Source organism: Streptosporangium sp. LJ11, assembly GCF_051918945.1.
Classification (GTDB): domain Bacteria; phylum Actinomycetota; class Actinomycetes; order Streptosporangiales; family Streptosporangiaceae; genus Streptosporangium.
Genome location: NZ_JBPXMB010000017.1, coordinates 231,707 through 240,745, shown reverse-complemented (window position 1 = coordinate 240,745; position 9,039 = coordinate 231,707). Strand labels below are relative to the sequence as shown.

At 71.6% G+C, this 9,039-nt stretch carries 9 protein-coding genes and 1 pseudogene; 2 read left to right on the top strand and 8 right to left on the bottom strand.

The genetic code is table 11. The features are described 5' to 3' along the window. Nucleotides 1–690 (top strand): Ig-like domain-containing protein (locus ACTOQ3_RS25340; protein ID WP_440085837.1); only part of this gene is annotated, 690 nt, incomplete at its 5' end. An 85-nt stretch (nucleotides 691–775) separates the two neighbouring features. Here the strand turns inward: ACTOQ3_RS25340 and ACTOQ3_RS25335 are convergent. The 5 genes and pseudogenes from ACTOQ3_RS25335 to pdxH all read right to left on the bottom strand — a co-directional run. Continuing rightward, nucleotides 776–997 (bottom strand): annotated as a pseudogene (locus tag ACTOQ3_RS25335) (hypothetical protein); the annotation flags it as partial. Between the two features lie 270 nt (nucleotides 998–1,267). Continuing rightward, nucleotides 1,268–1,885: a DUF2461 domain-containing protein gene (locus tag ACTOQ3_RS25330; protein WP_440085846.1), complete on the bottom strand. Its 618-nt coding sequence runs from the start codon at nucleotides 1,883–1,885 to the stop codon at nucleotides 1,268–1,270. Nucleotides 1,886–1,938: 53 nt separating this feature from the next. Beyond that, on the bottom strand, nucleotides 1,939–3,123 hold the full coding sequence (locus ACTOQ3_RS25325) for a 3-deoxy-7-phosphoheptulonate synthase (protein ID WP_440085836.1): 1,185 nt from the start codon (nucleotides 3,121–3,123) through the stop codon (nucleotides 1,939–1,941). Further along, nucleotides 3,120–4,760, bottom strand: coding sequence for a (2,3-dihydroxybenzoyl)adenylate synthase (locus tag ACTOQ3_RS25320; RefSeq protein ID WP_440085835.1), 1,641 nt, complete (start codon nucleotides 4,758–4,760; stop codon nucleotides 3,120–3,122). Before ACTOQ3_RS25320 ends, ACTOQ3_RS25325 begins: the two co-directional genes overlap by 4 nt. 89 nt (nucleotides 4,761–4,849) lie before the next feature. After that, entirely contained in the window at nucleotides 4,850–5,494 is a 645-nt protein-coding gene (pdxH, locus tag ACTOQ3_RS25315; protein ID WP_440085833.1) for a pyridoxamine 5'-phosphate oxidase, read from the bottom strand. A 111-nt stretch (nucleotides 5,495–5,605) separates the two neighbouring features. Here pdxH and ACTOQ3_RS25310 point away from each other — a divergent pair, with 111 nt between their 5' ends. Further along, the gene (locus ACTOQ3_RS25310; RefSeq protein ID WP_440085832.1) at nucleotides 5,606–6,289 is read left to right on the top strand and encodes a methyltransferase domain-containing protein; all 684 of its coding nucleotides are present in this window, start codon (nucleotides 5,606–5,608) and stop codon (nucleotides 6,287–6,289) included. 98 nt (nucleotides 6,290–6,387) lie between these two features. Here the strand turns inward: ACTOQ3_RS25310 and ACTOQ3_RS25305 are convergent, their stop codons facing one another. Genes ACTOQ3_RS25305 through ACTOQ3_RS25295 form a run of 3 tightly spaced genes read right to left on the bottom strand, consistent with a single transcriptional unit; the run spans nucleotide 6,388 to nucleotide 9,022 of the window. Next, complete coding sequence (locus ACTOQ3_RS25305) at nucleotides 6,388–7,143, bottom strand: ABC transporter permease (protein ID WP_362690915.1); 756 nt, start codon at nucleotides 7,141–7,143, stop codon at nucleotides 6,388–6,390. Next, nucleotides 7,140–7,928 (bottom strand): ABC transporter permease, encoded by a 789-nt coding sequence (locus ACTOQ3_RS25300; RefSeq protein WP_440085831.1) that lies wholly within the window; start codon nucleotides 7,926–7,928, stop codon nucleotides 7,140–7,142. Before ACTOQ3_RS25300 ends, ACTOQ3_RS25305 begins: the two co-directional genes overlap by 4 nt. Continuing rightward, a complete protein-coding gene (locus ACTOQ3_RS25295; protein ID WP_440085830.1) occupies nucleotides 7,925–9,022 on the bottom strand; it encodes an ATP-binding cassette domain-containing protein in 1,098 nt (365 codons plus the stop codon). Before ACTOQ3_RS25295 ends, ACTOQ3_RS25300 begins: the two co-directional genes overlap by 4 nt. Nucleotides 9,023–9,039 lie beyond the last annotated feature (17 nt).

Genomic DNA, 9,039 nt, shown 5'->3' with positions numbered 1-9,039 from the left:
ACCATCTCCGGCACCAACGTGGTCTACACCCCCGCTCCGGGCTTCGTCGGCACCGACACCTTCACCTACACCATCACCACCGACTGCGGAACGGCCACCGCCACGGTCACCGTCACCGCCACCTGTCCCTGGAAACCGGTCAACCTGGTCAACGGCAGCTTCGAGGCACCACCCGTGGCCACGATCGACTGGATGATCCCCGATGCCTCCACCAACCCGAGCACCGGCTGGCACACCACCTCGGCCGGTCGCACGCTGGAGTTCTGGCAAAGCGGCCAGGGCGGAGGCGGGAGCCCCGTCCCGGCCGCCGACGGCCAGCAGTTCGCCGAGCTCAACGCCGACCCGGCCGTCCTGCTCTACCAAGACGTGCCCACCGTTCCGGGAACACCGATGACCTGGTCGGTGTATCACCGGGGCCGCATGGGGACCGACGTGATGCGGGTGCTCATCGGCGCGCCAGGCGCGCCCGTGGCCCAAACCCCCGCCGGGGCCTCCTCCCCGGACATCTCCGACGGCAACACCGCCTGGGGCTCCTACACCGGGGTGTATGTCGTGCCTCCGGGACAGACCACCACCCGATTCGCCTTCCAGTCGGTGTCGGCCGCAGGGGATAATCCGGGGCTCGGCAACTTCCTGGACGGCGTGGTATTCCAGACGCCGCCCTGCCCAGCCGCGACACGAACGCCGTGAAGGCGGACGCAACCTCGGGTGCGCACACCGCAAACCGATCGGTCGCTGACCCGCGACCGCTCAGCTCCCTGACCGGGTCTGTCGATCAAACGGTGTAACCGATCGTTTTGGTTGTCTGCTTCTGGTCGGCTGACAGGCGTCCGTCGAAGGTGATCGCGAAAGCGTTAAGGGCGGCCTTCCATCGGGTGACCCAGCGTTTGCGGCCCTTGCCGGTCGGGTCCAGGCTCATGATGGCCATGTAGACGCACTTGAGCGTGGCCTGCTCGTTCGGAAAGTGGCCGCGGGCCTTGACTGCGCGGCGGAGCCGATGAGCCCGTGCCGCAACTCCGGCTCCCGTTCGACGGCCTCCGCCGGGAGCACGGCGGCAACAGGCGGGCACTGCTCCGGCGACCTCGCCGCCGAGGCCGGACAGACCGCCGTGGTGCCGACCGGCGACGCCTCGGCGCCGAGACCTTCGCCGGCGTGCTGCTCGGGCAGGCCCACCGCGCTGCTCAGGCGACCAGGACACGGCGACGGTTGCGGGACCTCCGCCCCGCGTCCCCCGGCCCCGGGACACCCCGCGGCCGGGGGTGACCGGTCAGCCGGTCGCCACGTGTTCCAGCAGCCAGTCGGCGAGGGGGCGGACCTTGCGCCAGCCGTCGCGTACCTCGGTGAGCGCCTTGCGGCCCTGGAGCCTGGACTTCGGGACGGTCCGCTCGGCTCCCAGCGATTTGTGACGGATCAGCTCGATGCGCGGATGGTCCGCGGAGTAGCCGCGCGGCTGGGTCTTGACGCGCTCGCCGACGAGCTCGAACCCGTCCCGCACCAGACGGTCGGTGATCTTGACGAGTTCCTTGCCCGGCCCGTCGGCGTCCACCGCGGCCCGGTAGCGGGCGGTGTCGGCGGAGTCGAAGGAGTGGAAGCCCGCCCCCAGGAACAGCCCGTCGGCCTGGAGCTGGAGGTAGTAGCCGACGGTGCCGCCCACGCCGACCGTCACCCCCTGGTAGGTCTTGTACGGCGACTTGTCGCCGGTGAACCTGGTGTCGCGCTGCGGCCGGAACAGCTTGGCCTGCCCGAACTCGTCCTCCAGCTCCTCGAGCAGGGCGAGCAGCGGCTCGCGGACCTCGGTCTCGTAGGTCTCCTTGTTCCTGTGCCAGTGTTCACGGGTGTTGTCGGCGGCGAGTTCCTCGTAGAAGGCGAACGCCTTCCTGCCGATCCCCTGGAAGCCGGTGATGTCGTCTCTCCTCTCCTGCGCTCACGCTCGTACGCTCACAGCATGCCCGCGAATCGCTCGACGACCTCGCAGGCCTGCTCGGCGTTCAACCTCGGGTCGCAGGCAGTCCGGTAGCGCGACAGGGGCGGCGGCGCCGAGAACGGGCGCGGGGCGGACACGCACTCCGTCACGTCCTGCGGCGTCATCTCCAGGTGCAGCCCTCCGGGATGCTCGCGCAGGGAGCGCAGGATCCGGACGAACGCGGTGGTCTCCTCCAGGATCGCCTCCATCGGCCGTGTCTTGACCCCCGTACCCATCCGCATCGTGTTGCCGTGCATGGGGTCGCACACCCACACCACCGGCATGCCCCGCCTGGCGACCTCGCCCACCAGCTCGGGAAGCAGGCGCCGGATCCGCGTGCTGCCCATGCGCACGATGAAGGTGAGGTGGCCGGGGAGCGCGCCGGGGTTGAGCAGGGTACTGAGGTGGACCGCCTCGGCCGGGCCGATCGACGGGCCGATCTTGACGCCGACGGGGTTGGCGACCGAGGAGGCGAAGGCGACGTGCGGGCCGTCGACGGAGCGGGTCCTGTCGCCGATCCACACCGAGTGCGCCGAGGAGGCGTAGCGGCCCGTGGCACCGTCCCTGGCCAGGGGGTACTCGTAGTCCAGGAGCAGCGCCTCGTGCGAGACGTGCACCCGCTCGGTGGCCTCGCGCCCCTCCCAGGAGGCCCGTACGGCGGCCAGCACGCGCCCGGCGCAGTCGTAGGCCCGCAGCAGGCGGGTGGGGTCGGCGAAACGGGCGCCGGGCTCGGCCGCCGGGCCGTTGACCGCGTCGCCCCGGTAGGTGGGGATGACCCCGCCGTCGGGGGCGCTCTCCCACGACTCGGAACGCGGCTTGCCGTACTGCCCGGCCATCCGGCCTATCGCCACGACGCCGGCACCCGAACCGGCGCGCAGGCGGCCGGAGAGGGAGTGGAGCTGGTCGACCTTCCTGCCCGTCTCCTCGGCGTTGGCCTCGCGGAAACGCTCGGCGCAGTCGCCGCCCTGGAGCATGAACGCCTCGCCGCGCGCGACCCGCTCCAGCGACTTCGCCAGCGTCGCGCACTCGTCCTCGGTGACCAGCGGCGGCCGGGAGCGCAGCTCTCGCCTGACCTCCTCGAGCGCCTCCGGGTCGCTCCACTCCGGCTGCTGGGCGGCGACCGTGGTGGCCGTGGTGGCTGTGGTGGTTGTGGTCTTCACGATCCGTCACCGTCCCTGAGCCGGGCGCGGAGATCGGCCTTGTCGACCTTCCCCACCGGGGTCAGCGGCAGGGCCGCGACCACCTCGATCCGGTCGGGCACCTTGTAGGCGGCGACCCCGCGTTCGTGCAGGAAGGCCGCGATGGACGGCAGGTCGAGGGCGACACCGGCGGCGGTGCTCGTGTCGGTGTTCGTGGCGGTGGCGACGAGGTAGGCGCACGAGCGCTCCCCCATGAACTCGTCCGGCATGGCGACCACCGCCGCGGCGCGGACGCCCGGATGGGCCAGCAGGTGGTCCTCCACCTCGTCGGCGGGCACCTTGTCACCACCCCGGTTGATCACGTCCTTGACCCGGCCGGAGATGACGAGATGGCCCGACGGGGTGAGGCGAGCCAGGTCGCCGCTGCGGAAGAAGCCGTCCGGGGTGAAGGCGGCGGCGTTGTGGTCGGCGGCCCGGTAGTAGCCGCGGATGGTGTAGGGGCCGCGGGCGAGGAGCTCGCCGACCTCGCCGGGGGCCACCTCCTCGCCGTCCTCGCCGACGATGCGCACCTCGTCGGCCGGGGAGATCGGCTTGCCCTGCGTGGTCTCCAGCAGCTCGTCCGGATCGTCGCCGCGGCTCTGGCTGAGCAGTCCCTCCGCCATGCCGAAGGACTGCTGGACCCGCCCCAGTTCCTTGCCCACCCGGCGGGCGAGGTCCGGGGAGACCGCCGCGCCGCCGACCTGGACAAGGCGGAGGCTGGACAGGTCCTGCGGCGACCAGCCGGCCGCCTCCACCCACAGCAGCGCGAGGGAGGGCACCAGGCCGGTGACGGTCACCCGCTCCCGCTCGATCAGGGGGAACGCCTCGTCGGGGCTGGGTGCCGGGGAGAGCACGACCGTGCCGCCCGCCTGCAACGTGCCCAGCACGCCGGGGCAGCCGAGCGCGTAGTTGTGGGCCACCGGCAGGGCCGCCAGGTAGATCGAGGTCTCGTCGAGACCGGCGTTCTCCGCGCTGACCCTGATGTTGTACGCGTAGTCGTCGTGCGTGCGCGGAATGAGCTTGGAACGGCCGGTGGTGCCGCCCGACAGCAGGAACAGCGCGACGTCACCCGGCTCGGGAGTGGTTTCGGGGACGGCCTCGGGGCCTGCTTCGAGGTCGGCGAGGGCGGTGAACTCCTGCGGGTCGCCGACGACGAGCACATGCGCGAGCGACGGCGCCTCCGCCCGTACCCGGCGGGCGAGCTCACGGTGGTCGAACCGCTGGAAGACGTCGGGGATCACGTACGCGACGGCGCCGGTGGCCTCGGCGAGGTGCCCGATCTCGCTGCCGCGGTGGGGCGGCAGCGCCAGCACCGGCGGCGCGCCGAGACGGAACAGCGCGAAGCACAACACCACCAGCTCCGGAACGTTCGGCAGCTGCACCAGCACGCGGTCACCGTGACCGATCCCGAGGCGGCTCAGGCCCGCCGCCAGCCGGTCTGCCCGCTCGTCGAGCTCGCGGTAGGTCCAGCGGGTCTCCCCCGCCACCAGCGCGGTCCGGGAGCCGTGGGCGGCGGCGAGGCGGCGCAGCAGGTCGCCGAGCGTCTCACCGCGCCAGTAGCCCTCCCTCCGATAGAAGGCCGCGACCTCCGATGGCCATTCCACACATCCGGCAAGCATGGGTCTCCTTTCCCGGCGGCCTCCGCTCCCGGAGAGCCGCCGGTCGCCCGGCGGCTCCCGCGGGGCCACCTGTTCCTCGGCGTCCGCCCTCAGGGGGCCACCTGGTCGATCCGCCAGCCGCCGCCCTCGCGGCTGTAGCGGAACCGGTCCTGGACCTCGTCGGCGCGGCGCTGCCAGAACTCCACCTCCCCCGGCACCAGGCGGTAGCCGCCCCAGTGGACGGGGCGCGGCACCTCCTGACCGGAGAAACGCTCGCCGACCTCGGCCAGGCTCTCCCGGAGCTCCTGCCCGCCGTTCACGATCCGGCGCTGGTCGGTCGCCCACGCGAGCGACTGGATCCCCCTGGGCAGGGTGGCGAAGAAGGCGTCCGACTCCACGTCGGGGATCCTGGCCGCCTCGCCCTCGACGCGCACCTGGCGGCCCACCTCCAGCCAGCCGAAGCAGAGGGCCGCCCGCGGGTTGACGGCGAGGTCGGCGCCCTTGCGGCTGCCGTGGTCGGTGAAGAACACGAACCCGTGGTCCACGTACGCCACGTCCACCCAGCGGGCCGAAGGACGGCCCGCGTCGTCCGCGGTCGCGAGGACGGCGGACGAGCTCGCCGGACGGGCGGCGGCGAGCCACTCCTCGTGCCAGCGGCGGAACTGCGCCAGCGGGTCGCTCTCCAGTTCCGAGGGCTCCACCCCCTCCCTGCGGTAGGAGGCGCCCAGCCGCGAGAGGTCTGCTGTCATCGACATCTTTATTCCCTCTGTTGAATGTCTTTCGGCACCATGCCACGGCTGGCATGCTTTAAACGCTAATGCCTATAATTGAGAGACGCAATGTCAACCGGAGATCGGAGAGAGCCGATGAATACTCGCGCGCAGGAGGCCGCGGGAAATCTGCTGGCCCGGCACAGGGAAATAACCGGGCCGCGGACGTTCCGCCTGCTCGGCCTCGAATGGGACCTGCTGCCCGGCGTCTACGCGCCCCACCTGGCCCAGTCGTCGGCGCTGTACGCCGAGTGGATCCCCTATCCCCTGTTCGGGAGCTTCTGCGAGGTCGGCAGCGGCACGGGCTACATCGCCGTGACCGCCGCCCTGCGCGGCTGCGCCGAGGTGGCCGCGATCGACATGAGCCGGGCGGCGGCCGACAACACGCGGCGCAACGCCGAACGGCACGGCGTGGCCGATCGTGTCCGCGTGAGCTGCGGAGACATGTTCGAGCCGCTGGGCGAGGACGAGCGCTTCGACATGATCTACTGGAACTCCAACTTCGTCGAGGCGCCGGCGGGAGAGGCCCCGGCCGACGACCTCGACCGGGCGTTCTTCGACCCCGGATACGCTGCGCACGAGGCCTACCTCGCCGGCGCCGCGGCCCGCCTGCACCCGGGCGGCAGGCTGCTGCTCGGGTTCACCGACCTCGGGAACGCGTCGCTGATCGACGAGATCGCCGCCGGGCACGGCTGGCGCCAGGTCACCCTGCGAGCCGCGGAGTGCCTCGCGCCGCAGGGCCGCATAAACTACCGGCTGATCGAATTCCTCCGAGCCTGAAAAGGCTCGGAGGAATTCTTCCTCCACATTTATCCGGCGCCGTTCCCCGACAATTCATGTCGGAATCGTCACCGGCTCCCGATGATCGTCGCGGCGAATTACCGCCTCCGGTAGAGCCGAACGGAAAGTGGTGCCGATATCGCGGTCACCACCACCGTCCACGCCAGCGTGAAGAGTACCGGCGCCGCCACCGGGCCGCCCTGCGACAACCCCACGAGGGCGTCGCCGCCCAGGGAGAGCGGGTTGGCCCGCACGATCGGCTGCAGGAAACCGGGAAACTGCTCGAGCGGCACGAAGCCCGACGACAGGAACAGCAGAAGGGTCACCGGGGTGTTGAGCGCGCCGCTGACCGCCTGTTCGCTGGACGCGGTCAGCGCCACCACCATCGCCAGCCACAGGAACATCGAGGCGAACAGCAGGACGACCCCGAAGAAGGCCAGGGCGGCGAGCGGCCCCTGGGTGAAGCGGAAGCCGGCGAGATAGGCCACCGCGGTGGTGACCACCGCGACGATCAGAACCCGCACCAGGTCTCCGGCCAGCCTGCCCGTCAGGACCGAGAGCCTGCCGATGTCCATCGCGCGGAACCGGTCGACGAGGCCGGTCCTCAGGTCGGTGTGGAAGCCGATGCCGGTCCCGACCGCGCCGTAGGCGGCGCTGAACAGGATGATCACCGGGGCCAGGCGGTCGATGTAGGCGCCACGGGTGGCCGCGCCGACCAGCTCGCCGAAGACCAGCAGCATCAGGAACAGCAGGATGACGGGGAACATGACCGTGTCGGCGACCAGCTGCGGCGTCTTGAAGAACCTCCGCAGGTTGCGGCCGGCCAGCAGGCCGGTCTCGGTGAGAGTGTTCATGTCGCCCTCCTGAACGCCCGCACGGCCGCCAGGGAGAACAGGACCAGCAGCCCCGCCATCCACAGGAGCGCCCGCGTCACCGGGCCCGCGGTGGGCCCGCCCTCGGCCAGCGCCCGCAACGCGTCGATCACCGCGGTGACCGGCTGGAGGCGCACCACCGGCTCCAGCCAGGCCGGGAACGCGTCCGCGGGCACGAACGCCGAGGAGATCATCAGCAGCGGCATGTAGACGAGGTGCAGGGTCGAGGAGACCGTCTCCGGCTCCTTGGAGGCCAGCCCGAGCGCGCTCGTCCCTGCGGAGAGCGTGAGCGCGAACCCGACCGCCAGCGCCACGAACCCGAGCGCCGCGAGCGGCCCGGCCTCGAAGCGGAAGCCCGCGACGTATCCGGCGGCCACGATCACCGCGATCGCCAGCAGCGCGCGCAGCACGTCGGCGGCCATCCGGCCGACCACCACGGCGCCGCGGTTGATCGCGAGCGCGCGGTATCGCGCGAGGATGCCCGAGCGCCGGTCCGAGGCGAAGAAGAACGCGGTGGAGATGGCGACCGAGAACATCCACTGCACGACGAGTGCCGGTGGCAGGAACTGCGCGTACTCGATGCCCTTGACCTGCAACAGGTTGCCGAACAGGGCGAGGAAGCCGAACACGAAGATCACCGGGAAGACGATCATGGTGCTGATCGTGTCGGACACCGAGGTGAGCCGGATGTTGCGGCCCGCGAGCAGCATCCCCTGCCGCGCGAGGTTGCCGAGCCCGCGTTCGGTCCGCACCGGCACCGCGGTCACGGCCTGGCTCCCTGCCGCGCCGGCCCGCCGTCGCGGGACCGCGATCCGGCGTCCCGGTTCCCGGAACCGTCGGAGCCGCCCGGCCCGCTTCCCGCGTCACCGTCGCCTGCGCCATCGTCTCCGGTGCCGTCTCCGGTGCCGTCTCCGGTGCCGTCTCCGGCGGCGCTGGGCGCCGTCCCGGTCAGCGCGAAGAAGACGTCGTCGAGCGTCGGGCGGCGCAGTGCCACGTCGTCGGGCTCGATGCCCGCGTCACCGAGGATCCGCGCCACCTCCGCGATCGTACGGACGGTGGCGCCGGGCACGGTGATGACGCCGTCGTGCTCGGCGGTGCCGTCCGTCGCGCCGCGCAGGGCGCCGAGCGCCTTCTCGCGTTCGGTCGCCGACTCGATGTGGACGGCGCAGACGGTGCCACCGACCTGGTCCTTCAGCTCCCGCGGGGTGCCCTCGGCGATGACCACGCCGCCCTCGACGACGACGATGCGATCGGCGAGGCGGTCGGCCTCCTCCAGGTACTGGGTGGTCAGCAGGATGGTGGTGCCGCCGCTGCGCAGACCGGAGACGACGTCCCACACCTCGCGCCGCCCGGCGGGGTCGAGCCCCGTCGTGGGCTCGTCCAGGAAGATCACAGGCCGTTCCACCACGAGGCTGGCCGCCAGGTCCAGCCTGCGGCGCATCCCTCCCGAGTAGGAGCCCACCGGATCGCCGGCCGCCTCGGTCAGCCCGAATCCCGACAGGAGCTCCTCGGCACGCGCGTGGGCCGCCTTCTTGCTCAGCTTCAGCAGGCGGCCGAAGAGCACCAGGTTCTGGCGCCCGGTGAGGACCTCGTCGACCGCGGCGAACTGCCCGGTGAGGGCGATGGACGCCCGCACTCCGACCGGATCGCTCACCACGTCGTGGCCGGCGACCGTGGCGCGCCCGCCGTCCGGCGGGAGCAGCGTGCTGAGACAGTTGATCACTGTGGTCTTGCCGGCGCCGTTCCTGCCGAGCAGGCCGACCATGCTGCCGGGCTCGACCACGAATGACACGTCGTCCAGGGCCACCTTCTTGCCGAAGGTCTTGCGGAGGTGGTCGACGTCGATGCCGCCTCCGTTCATGGTGGTGCCTCCCTAGT

Coding starts and splice junctions, on each gene's coding strand:
- ACTOQ3_RS25295 (WP_440085830.1), bottom strand. CDS start 9,022: ATGAACGGAGGCGGCATCGACGTCGACCACCTCCGCAAGACCTTCGGC.
- ACTOQ3_RS25320 (WP_440085835.1), bottom strand. CDS start 4,760: ATGCTTGCCGGATGTGTGGAATGGCCATCGGAGGTCGCGGCCTTCTAT.
- ACTOQ3_RS25310 (WP_440085832.1), top strand. CDS start 5,606: ATGAATACTCGCGCGCAGGAGGCCGCGGGAAATCTGCTGGCCCGGCAC.
- ACTOQ3_RS25305 (WP_362690915.1), bottom strand. CDS start 7,143: ATGAACACTCTCACCGAGACCGGCCTGCTGGCCGGCCGCAACCTGCGG.
- pdxH (WP_440085833.1), bottom strand. CDS start 5,494: ATGTCGATGACAGCAGACCTCTCGCGGCTGGGCGCCTCCTACCGCAGG.